This is a genomic window from Hominilimicola fabiformis (genome assembly GCF_020687385.1).
Taxonomy (GTDB): Bacteria; Bacillota; Clostridia; order UBA1381; family UBA1381; genus Hominilimicola; species Hominilimicola fabiformis.
Window position 1 is genome coordinate 148371 of sequence record NZ_JAJEQM010000003.1, and the last position, 17263, is coordinate 165633.

Here is a 17263-nt window from a genome sequence, read left to right on the forward strand (position 1 = left end):
ACGCCGACGAGTTCATTTTCGCAAAATCCGAACTAATTTCTCGGCTTCTGCCATCGTGTAGACAAAAATGTCCACACGCTGAAGCGGATTGCTTAAGCAATCCGCTTTTTATATATTGAAACTTTTGAAAAATAGTGATATAATTTATCTATATTGTTTTTAAGGAGAAGAATATGATAGCGATTATAGATTACGGTGCGGGAAATCTGCACAGTGTTAAAAATGCACTTGATTTCTTGAACGCAGAAAGCATTGTCACAGGTGACAGTGAAACGATTTTAAATGCTGACAAGGTGATACTTCCGGGTGTCGGTGCGTTTGGTGATGCAATGAAATGTCTTGAAAAAAGCGGACTTGTTGAAACGGTTAAAGCTGTTGCAAAGAGCGGTAAACCGCTTTTGGGAATATGTTTGGGACTTCATCTGATGTTTGAAGAAAGTGATGAAACGCCGGGTGTGAAAGGTCTTGGAATATTCAAAGGCAAAATTGTAAAGATACCCGAAAAAGACGGGCTTAAAATTCCGCATATGGGCTGGAACAGCATAACTGTTAATAAGAATAGCAGAATATTAAAGAACATTGGCAGTGAGCCTTATGTATATTTTGTTCACTCATATTATGTTAATGCGGAGGACGAGAGCATTATTTCCGCATACACCGAGTACGGTCAAAAGCTTGATATAGCCGTTGAAAAAGATAATGTGTTTGCTACACAGTTCCACCCTGAAAAGAGCGGTGAAACAGGTATGACTATACTAAAGAATTTTATTGCATTATAATAAGGAGATTACGATATGTACGCAAAAAGAATTATACCGTGCCTTGACGTTAAAGAGGGAAGAGTGGTTAAAGGTGTCAATTTTGTAAATCTTATTGACGCCGGTGATCCTGTCGAATGTGCAAAGGTTTATGATAAAGCCGGTGCGGACGAGCTTGTTTTTCTTGACATAACCGCGTCGTCGGACGCACGTGAAACGGTTGTCGATATGGTTGAGGCTGTTGCGAAACAGGTGTTTATACCGTTTACGGTAGGCGGCGGAATACGAACAGTTGAAGATTTCAGAAAAATTCTTAATGCCGGTGCGGATAAGGTTGCCGTCAACAGTGCGGCGATAAAACGTCCCGAGCTTATCAGCGAGGCGGCTGAAAAATTCGGCAGACAGTGCGTTGTCTGTGCGATTGACGCAAAAAGACGTGAAGATAAGAGCGGTTGGGATGTGTACCTTAACGGCGGCCGTGTAAATACTGGAATTGATGCGCTTGAATGGGCGAAAAAAGCCGAGGAGCTTGGTGCAGGCGAGATATTGCTTACAAGTATGGATTGTGACGGTACGAAAGCCGGATACGATATTGAACTTACAAGACGTGTTTCGGAAAATGCAAAAATACCTGTTATAGCATCGGGCGGTGCAGGCAAGATGGAACATTTTCTTGACGCATTTACAGAGGGAAAGGCGGACGCGGTTTTGGCGGCGAGTCTGTTCCATTTCAGAGAAATTGAAATTAACGATTTAAAAAAATATCTGCGTGAAAACGGTGAAAGCGTCAGATTATAGGAGGAATTTATGAGCAAGAACAGAAGAAAGTCACTGAAAAAAGAACCTGTAATTCCAAAAACGGACTTTTCGTTTTACGAATCGAAAATATATATAATTGCGACAATTATTATGTTTCATATTGTACCGCTTGTATTTGTTATGATGGGCGAAAACGGTCAATTATTACTGTTACAATTTTTCCTTATGATGTTAAACCCAATGTTTATCGCATTATCGGGACTTATCTACGGAATAAAACAGGGATTTAACTTTAAATTCCCATTGTTTATGGCTATTATCTCAATGGTATCAATACCGATGTACTATCAGTTTGACGCGGCGGCAAATATGATGATGACAACGATTATTATGTGTATAGTTTATGCGATATTCTCATTTGCGGCAACAGTAATCGGAGCATTTGTAAAACGACTTTTACGTCTGTAATCACAGAAAGGATATATATTATGGAGAGTAAAAAACTTTATGGTGCATCAACCCAAATGACGCCTGCTGTTTATAAAGATTTTTATAAAACATATTATAACGAAAAACTAAAGGTGTTTAAAATCGTTGCCGAAATAGTCGGATTGATTGCGATTTTCAGTGCATTTTATATACTTGCAAACGGATACGGAATTTTGTGGGGAGCGATTGCACTTTGGATTGGTGCATTTCTGCTTTTTTATCCGCGTATGATATATCGCAAACCGTACAAAAACGCAAAAGACAACAGTCAGACAACGCACTTTGCTTTTTTTGAAAATTATATGTCGGAAAAAACAAAATCACACGTAAATGAATATAAATATGACGATATACAAAAAGTGCTTGAAACCGGAAAGTATTTTTTCATATTTCACAATTCGGAAAGTGTGAGTATCGTTGATAAGGCTCATTTTAGCGGAAATGTTGAAAGTTTTTCGGGTTTTATAAAAACAAAGACACAATATAAGAAAATCAAGTAATAAAAAATGGGACTTAGCAAAAATGCCAAGTTCCATTTCTTTTTATCGCTACAACAGTTCTTCCCACCCCGTAATATAATGGTCAGACAGTTGTTTAAGCGCATCTGTTTCATCGGCGTTTGTTTCGTCAAATATTGCACAGGTTGAGAAACCACCCTTTTTAGCACCGCCGATACCTGTTGTTATATCTTCAAATACTGTACATTCTTCCGGAGGTATTCCGATACGTTTTGCGGCAAGCAAATAAACATCGGGATTTGATTTGTTCACTCCGACCTCGGAAGAGAATGCACAAGCGTCAATGTAATTCCAAACTCCGAGCCTGGTAAAAGCCGTTTTGCAAAGTTCTTCATAACCTGATGTGGCTATTGCGATTTTAATTCCGCTGTTGTGCAATTTCTTTAAATATTTGTCTGCACCTTTTTTTAGCGGTACGGTTGTTTCGTATTGCTTTAATCCCATGTGCATAAAAGTATTTGAAAGTTCTTCAAACGACAAGTCAAGATTAAGTCTGTTTTTTATTGTTGGGATAGATTCTTTCATAGTCATTTCTTTGTATTCCTTTGCCTCCTCGTAAGGCAATTCAACACCGTGTTCTTTGAAAAAATCTACTACAACGTCCCACCAAACCTGCATTGAATCAAGCAATGTTCCGTCAACGTCAAAAATCGCTCCTCGCATTATATCACCTCTGTATTTCTATTATACAATAATTTGCCGAATATTTCAAGCGTTTATGAATTTTCCTCTTTCTCGGCAACAAATTTTTTTACCGCAACTAACTTTTCCGTAAGTCCCGTAAATCGTTGATGAAATTGGTTGTTCATAGTCATATTTTGAATAGTCTTTTCGCTGCCGACAAGCACAACCATATCTCTTGCACGCGTTACGGCGGTGTAAAATAAGTTGCGGCTCATAAGCATAGGCGAAAATGAGCATACGGGCATAATCACGATAGGGAACTCACTGCCTTGACTTTTGTGGACGGTTATCGCGTACGCAAGGTCAAGCTCATCAAGATTGGTAAACGGATATTCAACGAGCTTGTCCTCATCAAACACGATATTCATACACTTGTCGCGGACGGAAATACTCTCTATAATTCCCATATCACCGTTGAAAATTCCCATACCGTCCTCGCCGTTTTCGCGTGAATAGACCATATCGTAATTGTTTTTTGTCTGCATAACTTTGTCGCCGACACGGAAAGTTATATTGCCGAAAACGTGTTGCGGACGTCTTTCGTCATACGGATTGATGTGTGACTGCAACAGTTTGTTTAATGCAATCGTTCCGGCAAGTCCTTTTTTTGTCGGCGATAGGACTTGTATTGATGAAATCGGGTTTACATTATAGCTTTTCGGCAGTCTGTTTTTGAATAAATCCATCACCGTAAAAGCACTGTCCTGCGGTGTTTTTCTTCTTAAAAAGAAGAAATCGCTTGATTTTACCGATAAATCGGGAAGTTCTCCGTGATTAATTTTGTGTGCGTTTACGATTATAAGACTTTCTTCGGCTTGCCTGAAAATTTTGTTAAGCTGAATTACCGGTATTGTTTTACTTTCGATTATATCGTGAATGATGTTTCCCGGCCCGACTGACGGCAGTTGGTCCGCGTCACCCGAAAGGATAATTCTTGCACCTGTTTTGACCGCTTTTAAAAATGACGACATAAGATTTACGTCAATCATACTGACTTCGTCAAGAATTATAACGTCATACGGCAGTGGATTTTCTTCGTTGTGCGTAAAAATACTGTAACCCTCAGAAGACCGTTGAGTGCATAAAAGACGGTGTATTGTCTTTGCCTCGTAACCCGTAACTTGGCTCATTCGCTTTGCGGCGCGTCCTGTCGGCGCGGCAAGTGCGATTGAAAGCTTTAAATCTTCCAAAAGCTTTATTATTGTGTTTATTGTTGTTGTTTTACCTGTTCCCGGACCGCCGGTAAGAATCATACAACCTGCCGAAAGTGCAGTGACAACGGCATTGCGCTGCTCGGCGGCAAGGTATAAATTTGTTTTTGCTTCAAGCGCGTCAATGGCTTTTTCTGCTTTTTCTTCGGTCATTGTGAATTTTTGCGTGTTTTGCGACATTGCAATAAGTCGGCGCGCAATGTAATATTCAGACTCATAATAGCTGTAAAGATAGTATGCGTCAATTCCGTCAACTTTATCTTGGAACAGTTCTTTTGAAGAAAGCAATTCGGAAACAGCCGCAATTACTTCGTCATCGGTGACTTTTAATGTGTAGACGGTATGCTCGATTAATACATCTTTCGGCATATATACATGACCGCTTGTATATGCGGCACTGCGTAAAATATGTATAATTCCAGAACGTATACGCATAATGCTGTTTTTAGGCAATCCCATATTAAAGGCTATTGTGTCCGATGTTTTAAAAGAAATGCCGTCAACCATATCAGAAAGGATATACGGATTTTTCTTTATGAGTTCAACCGAATTTGCGCCGAGAGAATTGTGTACTTTTACTGCGGTTGTTGCGGAAATTCCGTACTGTTGAAGGAACATAACGATATTTTGCATAGACTGTATTTCTGCAAATTGTTCGCCTATTTTCTTCGCTTTTTCTTTGCTTATTCCTTTGATTTCGGCAAGTTTTGACGGCTGGGTAAGCATTATTTGAAGTACGTCAAGTCCGAAATGGTCGATAAGTTTTTTTGCGGTAGCCTCGCGTATACCGCTTATTATTCCCGAACTTAAATATTTAATAATAGACTCCTCGTCCGACGGCATAACTGTTTCATAATATTCCGCTTTGAATTGTTCGCCGTAATCGGGGTGAGTTGTCCAATTACCCGACAGGGCAACGCTTTCACCCTCCGTTATAAACGGCATATATCCCGTTGCGGTGAATTGTCCTTCTTCAACGCTGTCGATTCCGACAACAGAATAACCGTTGTCGGGATTGGAATATATAATTTCTTCAACTGTGCCTGTTACTGTAATAATTTCACTCATTATTTTGCTCCGATACGGCTATTGTGCCGTTTGAAATTCCTGTGATTTCTGCGCCTTTTGTTTCAAGGTATTCTATGTACTCAATCTGTTCTTTTCTGATAGTTTCGCCTGTGTATATAACCGGTACTCCGGGCGGATAAGGTACAACCGTACTGCAAGAAATATGTCCGATTGAATTCTGTAATTTAGTGTCCCTTTGATTTGAGAAAAATGCTTTTTGCGGAAACAGTTTTTCTTTGCAAATCGGTGGAGGCGTTAGATTTAATGTGCTTTTTGCTTTAGGTGTATTGTTTGTAATTTTGATAAGCTCATCAAAAAGCACGTCCATATCCGATTGCGTGTTTGACGGCGTAACGATTAAAACTATGTTGAATAAATCAGCCATTTCAATGTCTATGCCGTTATTTGAAAGTATGTCATCAACGTCAAAGCCTGTAATATCCAAATTTGAAAAATTCAGCACAAGCCTTGTCATATCGTCATTTTTAAGAACTTTGATACCTGTATCGGTGATTTTTTCTTTAAATGATTTGCACATATCATATGTTTTCTCCCACATTGCACCGTCGGTTAATTCATCTCTTGCAATGTCCGCCGATGACGCGATGACGTATGACGGACTTGACGATTGAAACATATAAAGCGATTTTTCAAGACGTTTTCTGTCGATTAAATCGCCGTTTATGTGAAGATACGAACTTCCGTTCATTGCATTAAGCGTTTTGTGAGCACTTTGGCATACTGCGTCTGCATATTTTACTGCGGTTTGCGGAAATAAATTGCTTGCGATAAAGTGTGCTCCGTGCGCCTCGTCAACAAGTAAAGGGATATTTTTTGCGTGACATTCTTCGGCTGTGTTTTTAATGTCGGAACATATTCCGTAGTAATTCGGTGATGTAATTATAACCGCGTCAATGTCGTCCGTTAAATGTTTTTTTAGTGTCCCTGTACCTTTAGGGACACTAAAACTGTTGTCTATTTCTTTCGGAAACAATTTTAAATTGATACCGAGTAAAGCGCAAGTGTTAATAACGCTCATATGGCAGTCGCCCGCCGAAAGCAGTGTGCCGCCGGGCTTTACGCCTGCACATATCATAGACTGAATTGCAGATGTTGAACCGCCTGTGAGTATGTAGCTTTTGTCACTGCCGTAAAGGCTTGACAAAAGCTCTTGTGCTTTTAAAACATACTCACCGGGGTGGATAAGATTTTCCGTTGCGGAAAGTTCCGTTACATCAAGGGACAGTAAATCTTTTTTTAATCCTCTGCCGTTTTTGTGACCGGGCATTGCAAATGATATTCTGTTTTGTTTTGAGTATGCAAGCAAATGCTCATACAGTGGTGCTGACATAGACACATCTCCTTATTTGTTTCCTATTATTATATAAAATTTTTGCGTATATGTAAAGTAATATGGAATACAAAATTGAAAAACGCAAAAGAATATGATATAATAGTGACAAGTTCAATAACAATAGTTATTTTTGGAAAGGACAGATAAATTATGAATGTATATGATGCGATAATGAAAAGAAGAACGATAAGAAAGTTTGAACAAAAGGCAGTCAGTGAAGATAATCTTGTGAAACTTGTGGACTGTGCAAGAGTTGCGGCATACGGCGCGAATGTTCAGCCGCTTAAATTTATGATTGTAAACAACAGCGAAACGCTTCAAAAAATATACCCAATGACAAAGTGGGCAGGCTATCTTGCAGACGGTGCACCGAAAGAGAATGAACGCCCTGCGGCATATATAGCGGTACTTGGCGACAGCAGTATTAAATCAAATAAAATGTATGAAGTTGAGGCAGGCGCGGCAGTAACAACAATGATGCTTGAGGCGGTTGAAATGGGACTTGGCACTTGCTGGCTTGGGGCTATACAGCGTGATGAAATCAAAAAGCTTTTGAAGTTGGACGAAAATCTTGACGTTGTATATTTACTTGCTGTTGGTTATCCGAAACAGGAAAGCAAAATCGTGGATATGAAAGATAATGACGTTAAATACTATGAGGACGAAAACGGAGTTATAAACGTTCCGAAACGTTCGCTTGAAGAAATACTTATAAAATAAGAAGTATATTAAAAAATGACACTCAAAAGTTATAACTTTTGAGTGTCATTTTGCTTTATTGAACAGAACCTGTTACAACCGAACCGCTTGTTGTCCAGTTTACAGATAAGCCTGCCGCATCGCTTAGAGCCGATACAGGAAGCATTGTAACATCGTCTTCCGAAATAAACGGTGATGATGTCAGAACAATGTTTTGTCCGTCAGCGTTATATATGTTTGACTCAACAACTGCTGTCACAGACTTACCGTCCTTTGTCATCACAATACTATTTGTCGCTCCGTCCCATTCTACTGTATATCCCAACGCTTCCATTGTTTCTCTCAGTGGTACATAGAACTGATTGCTTGAAATACCGACATCAATCGATTTGCTGCCTGCATTAAGTTTTAATGTAAGAATATCTCTGAAATCAACTTTCGGGATAAGAGCATGTATACCTTTTGTCTTATCGACAACCTGTGATACCTCATAATCAACACCTGCGCTTAGATAAGCGTATACCTTTACCTTTGCACGATCCAAATTGAACTGGTTTGAAAGGAAGTTTACAGATTCTCTTATCGACTGTTTCATTGCTTCGTCAAGATCCTCGTTAAGTCCGATCGGAATCCAGTATTTCTCTGTTTCGGCGAATGCCTGTGTGAATTTTTCGGAAGTTTTCGGAATTGATGAATCGCCTGCTTTTAAAAGAGTAAGTCTTACTGTTCCACGTAGTGAGCCTTCAAGAGCCGTAAGTGCAACTTCGCCGTCACCTTGTACAAAATGTGGGTCACCTGTGTAGAATTTAGCTCCCTCTACTTCAACCGGCAAATACAATGTAGCACCTACACCAAGTTCGTTTATGTCAAGGTTACCGCCTACGTTAATCGGAGGTACAGTGCTTACCTTTTCACTTGTATCGGGAGCAACACCCATAATTCCAAGGAACGGACTTAGTGGGAATTTCATCTCTGTACCGTTGTCGTCTACTGTGCCGTACCATATGCCGTCCTCCTGATGAATAGGGCAGAATACCGATACATCACCGTATGCTTCGGGATTTTCAACGCTTGCTGTTTCAAGTCTTTCTTTTTCAGGGAATTCATCAGGAAGTGCGCCCTTGAAATGTCTGTTTGTAATTACTCCGTAAGGAACTCTCGGTGCAAGATCAAGCACTTCTACCTTAAGTACATCGCCAGGTTCTGCACCTTCAACCGCAATAGGGCCTGTCACGACATGAGGACCGTCAGCAAGAAAATCGTGAGGATCGTCTGACGCCGCAATCGCTTTAGCGTCATCAAGCACCATATCACTGCTTACGCCGTATTGTCCGAAATATTTCACCGGATCACGTCCTTGGTCCTCAAGAATACCCTCGTGTGATACTGTATCAAATGTGACCGTACTTCCTGACGGAACAGTAAGAATAGGCTCCGAATCTCTGTTAGGAAGGAATCCCCAACTGATATTATCCAAAGTAGATTTCACATAATAATCTCCGGTAACGGTTTCATTATCGGAGGACTGCAAAGGAAATGTCAAATCCTGCGTGTAATAAGCTCCCGCAAATGTCTGTGCTGCAAGCAATGATACTGCTACTGCCGCTGCGATAAATCCGTGTCTTTTTTTCATAGTAATTACCTCTTTTCGTTTTGAAAATAAAAAAACCGGACAAGGAAGCTCTGAACTTCCTTGTCCGGTTGATAGCTTTATTTTAGACTTAAAAAAGAAAAATGTCAATATTGAACTTTTACAAAAAAAATTACCGAAATCAATTTCGATTTGTGATATGTTCATAGAAAATTTGACATCTAAAATTTTAGCTCAGTACAACATTTTTCAAATTTAATTAAAAATAAAAATGTCTCTGATGGAGTATCAGAGACATTTTACTGATTAAAATTATGCACCTAAAATAACAAGAACTGTTGTTGTTATAAGGAAAAGAATTGCAATAGTTGTTGTAAGCTTAATGAACATTGCTTCCTTAGTAGTTCCGCCATTTTTCTTAAAGAATGAATCGCCCATATCAGAGGATGCACCTTGAATACCTCTCATACCCGGATCTTTACCTTCCTGAGCCATAACTACAAATATAAGTATAACAGATACTATCAAATGTAATACCAAAAATAGAGTTTGCATTATATAAACCTCCTTTTTCTTCTAAAGTAAATCATTAAATACTTATCTATTATATCACAAATTCTAAAATTTGCAATACTTTTTTTGCCTTTTTGTAAATCAGTTTTGTTTTTAATGCTTTTGAGCAAAATATGATAAAAAATTTCTGATAATAGCAAAAAAACTAATGGTAACTGTACTTAAATTGATGTATAATATTATCATAATTAATATTACGGAGGAATTTTGTAATGGAAAGATTAAAGAGAACGGAAAAAAACACACTTACGGAACGTGTACTTCAATTCGGTGAGGGCAATTTCCTGAGAGGTTTTGTGGATTGGATGATAGACAAACTTAACAAGGAAAACGGCGGAGATTACGGTGTGACAATAGTTCAGCCGCTTGCAGGCGGACTTGTTGATAAGTTAAATGCGCAGGACGGACGATACAGCTTGTATTTAAGAGGACTTTTAAAAGGCGAAAAGGTTGAGGAAACAAGAATTGTTGATTGTGTGACAAGAGGTATCAATCCGTATACAAATACAGATGAATTTTTTGACTGTGCAAAAAATCCCGACTTGCGTTTTATCGTTTCAAACACTACAGAGGCAGGTATCGAGTACAAACCTAATCAAAATCCTGATGATTTTAACGGACTTACTTTTCCGGGCAGACTTACGTTGTTTATGAAGAAAAGATTTGACGAGGGACTGGGCGGTTTTATACTTCTTCCGTGTGAGTTGATTGACAAAAACGGTGACAATCTAAAGGAATGTATTTTAAAGTATAGCGAGGATTGGGGTTACGGCGGTGAATTTGAGAAGTGGATTGAAACCGAAAACCATTTTACAAATACACTTGTGGACAGAATAGTTACAGGTTATCCGCGAGATAACGCAAAGGAAATGGAGCAGTCATACGGTTATCTTGACGATATGATTGACACTGCGGAGATTTTTCATTTGTGGGTAATAGAGGGCGATAAGAAACTTGCGGAGGAAATACCGTTCCATAAAATCGGTCTTAATGTGCTTTGGACAGACGATGTTACACCGTACAAGAAACGTAAGGTGCGTATTTTGAACGGTGCGCATACAATGACAGTGCTTGCGGCACATCTTGCCGGTCTTGAAACAGTCAAGGACGCAATGGACGATGAACTTGTATTTTCATTTATGAAACAGGGTATTTTTGAAGAAATTATTCCGACTCTTGATTTGCCTAAAAACGAACTTGAACAGTTCGCAAATGACGTAATCGAAAGATTTAAAAATCCGTTCATCAAGCATTATCTTTTGAGTATTGCGCTTAATTCCGTTTCAAAATACAAAGTTCGTGTACTTCCGAGCGTGCTTGAATATATTAAGGAAAAGAATTGTGAGCCGAAACGACTTGTATTTTCACTTGCGGCACTTATCGCATTTTACAGAACAGACGCGGCGAATGATGATAAGGAAGTAATGGAATTTATGAAAACGGCAAGTGCGGAAGATATTCTTAAAAAGACGGAATATTGGGGTGAAGATTTGTCATTCTTACTTCCGACTGTACAAAAACATCTTGACGAAATCGAAAAGAACGGTATAAGAAAGGCTATGGAAAAGGTAGTTGACTGAAAATGAAACAGATAAAAATTAATGAAAAGGATAACGTAGCCGTTATGCTTGATGGTGAATTGAGCGGTCATAAAATTGCCCTTAATGATATAAAAAAAGGCGAAAATATAATTAAATACGGTTATCCTATCGGTCATGCGACAGAGGACATAAAAAAAGGCGACCATGTACATACACATAATATTAAAACGAATTTAAGCGGTGTGCTTGAATACAAATACGAACCGCAAAGAAACAAAATGCCGAAAACGGAAAAACGCACTTTTATGGGTTACAGACGTGCAGACGGCAAAGTCGGTATAAGAAATGAAATTTGGATTGTGAACACTGTCGGCTGCGTGAACAAGACGTCCGAAATACTTGCAAGAGAGGCTGATAAGCTGTACGGAAATATGTGTGACGGTGTGTTTAATTATGTACATCCGTTCGGTTGTTCTCAGCTTGGCGACGACCAGAAAATGACGCAAAACGTCCTTAAGGGTCTTGTCAATCACCCTAATGCGGCAGGTGTGCTTGTGATGGGATTAGGCTGTGAAAATAATAATATTTCCGTATTTAAAACAGTTCTCGGTGAAGTTGACGAAAACAGAGTTAAATTTATGAGTACGCAGGATTTTGATGATGAAATCGGTGAGGGGTTGCGTCTTATAGGCGAGCTTGCCGAATATGCGAAAAATCAAAAACGTGAAGAATGTGATGTGTCGGAGCTTGTTGTCGGTTTGAAGTGTGGCGGCAGTGACGGCTTTTCCGGACTTACCGCAAATCCGCTTATAGGAAGATTTTCCGATAAGCTTATAAGCAAGGGCGGAAGTACGGTGCTTACGGAAGTACCTGAAATGTTCGGTGCGGAAACGATTTTGATGAACAGATGTGTAAATGAAGAAGTTTTTTATAAGACGGTTTCGCTTATAAATGATTTCAAGGATTATTTCACAAGTCATAATCAAGTTGTTTATGAAAACCCATCGCCGGGTAATAAAAAAGGCGGTATAACCACGCTTGAAGATAAGTCGCTCGGTTGCGTGCAGAAGTCTGGCAGTGCAGACGTTGAGGACGTTATTGAAATCGGTGGAAGCGTTACAAGAAAAGGTCTTAATCTTCTTACCGGACCGGGTAATGACATTGTTGCGGTAACAAACCTTACCGCGTCGGGCTGCCATTTGATACTGTTTTCAACAGGACGCGGTACACCTGTGGGTGCGCCTGTGCCGACTGTGAAAATTGCGACGAATACAAACCTTGCAAAAAGAAAACCACATTGGATTGATTTTAATGCAGGTGAGATTATAAACGGTGCGGATTTGACCGATGAGCTTTTTGAATATGTTATAGAAGTTGCAAACGGCAAACAAACGAATAATGAGAAAAACGGTTATAAGGAAATTTCAATTTTCAAAGACGGAGTTGTATTATGAAAGAGTGGCTGTGCCGCTCTTTTTTTGACTAAATGACGAAAATGTGATAAACTGAATAAAAAGGGGTGAGATTATGAAAAGAAAAATTTTTATACTGACGGCACTTGTTATGATGATATTTTGCGTTAATGCGTGTGCATTTTCTGATGTACAGAGCGGAAGCTGGTATTATGACAATGTAACCGATATGACAAACCAAGGATATTTAAGCGGTTATGAGGACGGAACGTTCAGACCTGACGGAACTGTTACAAAAGCGGAGCTTGTATCGATAGTCGGCAGAATTGCGGGGCTTCAAGAGAGTGCAAAGCAAAACAATCATTGGGCAGACGGTATGGTGCAAACGGCACTTACAAAAGGTTTGTTCGATTGGGACGAGATACCGCCTACGGCACAAACATATGACGAGCCTATAACAAGACAGTTGGCGGTTAAAATTGTTATGAATGCATTTTTTAAAGAAGAACGCGGTGATTACAACAGAGTGAGTTCGTCTGTATCTGATTTTGCACAGCTTGACGGACGATATTATGACAGTATGATTGCGGCTTACTGCAAAGGCATTGTATACGGTGACGACAAGGGCAATTTAAACCCGAAGTCATCAATTACAAGAGCTGAGGCTTGTGCGATAATTATGCGTGCGGCGAGTATGAAAGGTGATTTAAAACCTTATGAGCCGACTGTGACGGAGCAACCAAAACCGCAAACGACAAGAAAAGGCGGTGTAAGTGAAAACGGTGCGTTGCACGTTGACGGTACGCAACTTATGAATGAAAACAACGAGCCTGTCGTGCTTCACGGTATGTCGTCACACGGTTTGCAATGGTTTGGTAATTTCGCGACCGAAAATGCTGTTAAAGCAACTGCCGATTACGGTGCAAACTTGTTCAGATGTGCAATGTATACCGATGAGGGCGGATATATAAGCAATCCGTCTGTAAAAGATACGCTTATAAATGCGGTTGACAGTGCGATACGTCAGGATATGTATGTAATAATCGACTGGCATATACTGTCGGACGGAAACCCTATGCAACATATTGATGATGCGGTTGATTTCTTTGGCGAAATGTCGGAGAGGTATAAGGACAGCAATGCTGTGCTTTATGAAATATGTAATGAGCCGAACGGCAATGTGACTTGGAATGATAATGTAAAACCGTATGCCGAAACAGTGATACCTGTTATACGTGCAAATACAAACGCTATTATATTAGTAGGAAGTCCGACATGGAGTCAGGATTTGCATGAGGCTGCAAAAAATCCGATTAATGCCGAAAATATAATGTACACATGCCATTTTTACGCAGGAACTCACACCGATTGGCTAAGACAACGTATAGACGACTGCGGTTTACCTGTGTTTGTGAGCGAGTGGGGTACAAGTGCGGCTGACGGAAACGGCGGTGTTTATCTTGACGAGGCGCAAAGGTGGATTGACTTTATGAATGAACGTGGAATAAGTTGGGCAAACTGGTCGCTTTGTGATAAAAGCGAATCTTCTGCCGCACTTGTGAACGGTGCAAACGTGAATGACGGAATAAGTGAGGACGAACTTACCGAAAGCGGAAAATTTGTTTTTAAAAATTTCTGAAAAAATGTTTAAACTCTCAATTTGGTGGTATATATAATACATAAGCACGAAAGAGAGGGGTGGAATTTATGAAATACGTTGTTACGATTGCGAGAACTTACGGCAGCGGCGGTAAGGAAATCGGTAAACTGCTTGCGAAAGATCTCGGAATAAAATATTACGGTCGTGAGATTTTTGAAATGTCACAAGGGGTTGAGAGTGATTTGGATTCCGGCGATGATGAAAGTATTCATAATGCATCTCTTGAAGAGGCTGACGAATTGTTTAAACAACAATCAAAAACAATTCGCGAAATTGCCGAGAAAGAATCGTGCGTTATAGTCGGACGATGTGCCGATTATGTGCTTCGGGATATGGATAATGTCGTTAAGATTTATCTTTACGCACCAATCAGAGATTGTATGCGTCGTGTAATAAGATTGTATGAGCTTAATCCCGAAGATGCAAAAAGTCTTATTCATTCGATGAACAAGACAAGAGGTGATTATTATCAGCATAATACCGGTTTGAACTGGTCCGAGGCTGTGCATTACGATATATGTCTTAATACAGCCGGATTGAAAAAAGAAAAGATTATTGATATAATCAAAAACTATATAAAAACGAAAATAGATTGATTTGATAAATCCTCCAAAAAAGCGGTGCTAAAATAACAGCACCGCTTTTTAAATGTTACATTTTATGCTTTGCTATGCTCTGTACCTTGATTGCGGAATAAAAGAGTTATGCACCATAGACCTGCAAGACCTACAATAACATAAATAATTCTGCTTATGATTGCGGCTTGACCGCCGAAGATTGACGCGACAAGGTCAAATTTGAAAAGTCCGACAAGCAGCCAGTTTACCGCACCGATAATTGTTATGATTAAAGCAGTATTGTTCATAATACTTACACTCCTTTTGAATTGGTTTATATTGTTGTTTTTAGTGTAAACAAAGAAGTGAAATTTTAAACGTGGTAATAACTTCATAAAAAACTTCATATTATATATGGGGTGAGAAGATGGGGAGAAAAGCTATGATGTATTTTATTTCTGTTGTTATAATAATAGTAACTACATTGATGTTTGTGCTTTTTGCCAGCGGTGAAACCGATACGAACAATATTGTGTTTTTAAAAGGATACGGCTGGGAAGTGAGGACAAAATCTGTCGAAAAGGAGGATATTATAATTCCGAAACCTTTTGACCGTGTGTATGAAAATTATAATGATATTCAATTAAAGGCCGGACTTGATTTAAGACCGTATATGGGTATGAAAGGCGTGAGATATACATATATAGTAGAAAATTATCCGAAAGATGTCGGCGAAGAGGTCAGGGCGAATGTAATCTGCATAAATAACGAACCTGTCGGCGGTGATATAATGACCGTAAGTATCCGCGGATTTATACATTCTTTGAACTTTGACGATTCACTTCGTTAAAATTTGATTACAAATTATTAAGTTTTGTAATAATACCAAAAATCATACGTGTAAAAGTATACAAAAAAATATTCGCAAAATCATTAAATTTGTATAAAATTTAATGATTTTTTTATACAAAAAAGCTTGCCAAAACGGCTGTTATAGTGTATAATAACAGTGTTGTGACTAAAGTATGCGAAAGCATATAGGTACTGACAAACGATGAAGCGGGAGGTTGCGACGATTTAACGTCGGTTTTTCTGTGGAGTGAGTCCGATTCATGAAACCGGGCGGCAGTCAATGTATACTTAGGAGAAGTGCGGTCTTTTGATGGCATAAGACAGGATAAGTATGCGGCGAAATTGGCTAACTTTGCCCGAACTCTACAATATGAGGTTCGGGTTTTTTTTATAAGGGTGATGCGAAACACCCGGCGGTGTGTGCCATTTTCTTTAAGCGCTGTCGTGCAGATTACAACACAATAACAATTCGAGGAGGGAAAAGTATGGCAGCAAACCAGAAAATCAGAATCAAGCTTAAGGCTTATGACCACGTTGTACTTGATCAGAGTGCTGAAAAGATTGTTGAGATTGCAAAGAGAACAGGTGCTAAAGTTTCAGGTCCTATTCCGCTTCCTACAGATAAGGAAGTTATCACAATCCTAAGAGCGGTTCATAAGTATAAGGATTCTCGTGAGCAGTTCGAAAGAAGAACTCACAAAAGATTGATTGATATAGTTGTTCCGGGTGCTAAGACTATGGAATCACTAATCAAAATTGATCTTCCTGCTGGAGTAGATATCGACGTAATCCAGAAGTAAGATCGTCTATAAAGTGCAGTAGCCTATACGGCTATGATGCAGGTCAAGTTTCCGATAGCTTTTGCGGAAACCAATAACTGTTAAGGAGGAAAAATCAATGGAAAAAGCAATTTTGGGTACAAAGATTGGTATGACTCAAATCTTTGGCGAAGGCGGAGTAGTTATTCCTGTAACTGTTGTTATGGCTGGCCCATGCGTAGTTACACAGAAGAAGACTGTTGAAACAGACGGCTACGAAGCTGTACAGGTTGGTTTTGGTGACGTTAAAGAAAAGCACCTTAACAAACCACAATTAGGTCATTTCAAAAAGGCAGACACTGCAAACAAAAAGTATGTCAGAGAGTTCAGACTTGATGATTGCGAAAGTCTGAATGTTGGTGACGAAATTAAGGCTGACATTTTCGCAGCCGGAGACAAAGTAGACGTAAGCGGTATTTCAAAGGGTAAAGGCTTTGCCGGTCCGATGAAACACGGTCTACACAGAGGTCCTATGACTCACGGTTCAAAATCAAAGAGAGTTTCCGGTTCAATGGGTATGTGCTCAAACCCTGGACGAGTTTTCAAGGGTAAGGTACTTCCGGGACACATGGGTGTTCAAAAAGTTACAGTCCAGAATCTTGAGGTTGTTAAAATCGACGCTGAACAGAATTTAATCCTTGTAAAAGGTGCAATTCCGGGAAACAAGGGCGGACTTGTTACAATCAGAAACAGCGTAAAGGCATAATCGAGGTTATTGG

Annotated in this window: 18 protein-coding genes; 12 read left to right on the top strand and 6 right to left on the bottom strand. The window is 39.5% G+C overall.

Features of this window, described 5'->3' with window-relative positions; genetic code table 11:
• Positions 1-173: 173 nt before the first annotated feature.
• Genes hisH through LKE05_RS03445 form a run of 4 tightly spaced genes read left to right on the top strand, consistent with a single transcriptional unit; the run spans position 174 to position 2506 of the window.
• Positions 174-779, top strand: coding sequence for an imidazole glycerol phosphate synthase subunit HisH (gene hisH / locus LKE05_RS03430; RefSeq protein ID WP_022231053.1), 606 nt, complete (start codon positions 174-176; stop codon positions 777-779).
• A gap of 15 nt (positions 780-794) precedes the next feature.
• Positions 795-1556 (top strand): imidazole glycerol phosphate synthase subunit HisF, encoded by a 762-nt coding sequence (gene hisF, locus LKE05_RS03435; protein ID WP_022231054.1) that lies wholly within the window; start codon positions 795-797, stop codon positions 1554-1556.
• A gap of 9 nt (positions 1557-1565) precedes the next feature.
• Entirely contained in the window at positions 1566-1985 is a 420-nt protein-coding gene (locus LKE05_RS03440; protein WP_117965212.1) for a hypothetical protein, read from the top strand.
• A gap of 20 nt (positions 1986-2005) precedes the next feature.
• Entirely contained in the window at positions 2006-2506 is a 501-nt protein-coding gene (locus LKE05_RS03445; protein WP_308455937.1) for a YcxB family protein, read from the top strand.
• 48 nt (positions 2507-2554) lie between these two features.
• Here LKE05_RS03445 and LKE05_RS03450 read toward each other — a convergent pair whose 3' ends face one another.
• From LKE05_RS03450 to LKE05_RS03460, 3 genes are read right to left on the bottom strand one after another with little or no spacing between them, the layout of a single operon-like run.
• Positions 2555-3187, bottom strand: a complete 633-nt coding sequence (locus tag LKE05_RS03450; RefSeq protein ID WP_022231057.1) for an HAD family hydrolase — start codon at positions 3185-3187, stop codon at positions 2555-2557.
• A 53-nt stretch (positions 3188-3240) separates the two neighbouring features.
• The gene (recD2, locus tag LKE05_RS03455) at positions 3241-5487 is read right to left on the bottom strand and encodes an SF1B family DNA helicase RecD2 (protein ID WP_308455938.1); all 2247 of its coding nucleotides are present in this window, start codon (positions 5485-5487) and stop codon (positions 3241-3243) included.
• Positions 5480-6838 carry an aminotransferase class I/II-fold pyridoxal phosphate-dependent enzyme gene (locus LKE05_RS03460; protein ID WP_308455939.1) on the bottom strand — a complete coding sequence of 453 codons (1359 nt, stop codon included), beginning with the start codon at positions 6836-6838 and terminating at the stop codon, positions 5480-5482. The genes recD2 and LKE05_RS03460 overlap by 8 nt, the downstream gene beginning before the upstream one ends.
• Before the next feature lie 153 nt (positions 6839-6991).
• Between LKE05_RS03460 and LKE05_RS03465 the strand changes: the two genes are divergently transcribed.
• Positions 6992-7561, top strand: coding sequence for a nitroreductase family protein (locus LKE05_RS03465; RefSeq protein ID WP_308455940.1), 570 nt, complete (start codon positions 6992-6994; stop codon positions 7559-7561).
• A gap of 55 nt (positions 7562-7616) precedes the next feature.
• Here LKE05_RS03465 and LKE05_RS03470 read toward each other — a convergent pair whose 3' ends face one another.
• A complete protein-coding gene (locus LKE05_RS03470; protein ID WP_308455941.1) occupies positions 7617-9173 on the bottom strand; it encodes an acetamidase/formamidase family protein in 1557 nt (518 codons plus the stop codon).
• Positions 9174-9443: 270 nt separating this feature from the next.
• Positions 9444-9686, bottom strand: a complete 243-nt coding sequence (secG, locus tag LKE05_RS03475) for a preprotein translocase subunit SecG (RefSeq protein WP_022231061.1) — start codon at positions 9684-9686, stop codon at positions 9444-9446.
• Positions 9687-9916: 230 nt separating this feature from the next.
• Here secG and LKE05_RS03480 point away from each other — a divergent pair, with 230 nt between their 5' ends.
• The 4 genes from LKE05_RS03480 to LKE05_RS03495 all read left to right on the top strand — a co-directional run bounded on the left by LKE05_RS03480 (position 9917) and on the right by LKE05_RS03495 (position 14913).
• Entirely contained in the window at positions 9917-11284 is a 1368-nt protein-coding gene (locus LKE05_RS03480) for a tagaturonate reductase (RefSeq protein ID WP_308455942.1), read from the top strand.
• 2 nt (positions 11285-11286) lie between these two features.
• Positions 11287-12699 (top strand): UxaA family hydrolase, encoded by a 1413-nt coding sequence (locus LKE05_RS03485; RefSeq protein WP_308455943.1) that lies wholly within the window; start codon positions 11287-11289, stop codon positions 12697-12699.
• 73 nt (positions 12700-12772) lie between these two features.
• The gene (locus tag LKE05_RS03490) at positions 12773-14296 is read left to right on the top strand and encodes a cellulase family glycosylhydrolase (protein ID WP_308455944.1); all 1524 of its coding nucleotides are present in this window, start codon (positions 12773-12775) and stop codon (positions 14294-14296) included.
• A 68-nt stretch (positions 14297-14364) separates the two neighbouring features.
• Positions 14365-14913: a cytidylate kinase-like family protein gene (locus LKE05_RS03495; protein WP_308455945.1), complete on the top strand. Its 549-nt coding sequence runs from the start codon at positions 14365-14367 to the stop codon at positions 14911-14913.
• Positions 14914-14975: 62 nt separating this feature from the next.
• Here LKE05_RS03495 and LKE05_RS03500 read toward each other — a convergent pair whose 3' ends face one another.
• On the bottom strand, positions 14976-15182 hold the full coding sequence (locus LKE05_RS03500) for a DUF378 domain-containing protein (protein WP_022231066.1): 207 nt from the start codon (positions 15180-15182) through the stop codon (positions 14976-14978).
• 134 nt (positions 15183-15316) lie between these two features.
• On the opposite strand from LKE05_RS03500, the gene LKE05_RS03505 reads away from it, so the two are divergent.
• The 3 genes from LKE05_RS03505 to rplC all read left to right on the top strand — a co-directional run bounded on the left by LKE05_RS03505 (position 15317) and on the right by rplC (position 17250).
• Positions 15317-15724, top strand: coding sequence for a DUF4830 domain-containing protein (locus tag LKE05_RS03505; protein ID WP_022231067.1), 408 nt, complete (start codon positions 15317-15319; stop codon positions 15722-15724).
• 487 nt (positions 15725-16211) lie between these two features.
• Positions 16212-16526, top strand: coding sequence for a 30S ribosomal protein S10 (gene rpsJ / locus LKE05_RS03510; RefSeq protein WP_022231068.1), 315 nt, complete (start codon positions 16212-16214; stop codon positions 16524-16526).
• 97 nt (positions 16527-16623) lie between these two features.
• Positions 16624-17250 (top strand): 50S ribosomal protein L3, encoded by a 627-nt coding sequence (rplC, locus tag LKE05_RS03515; RefSeq protein WP_022231069.1) that lies wholly within the window; start codon positions 16624-16626, stop codon positions 17248-17250.
• Positions 17251-17263: the final 13 nt, after the last annotated feature.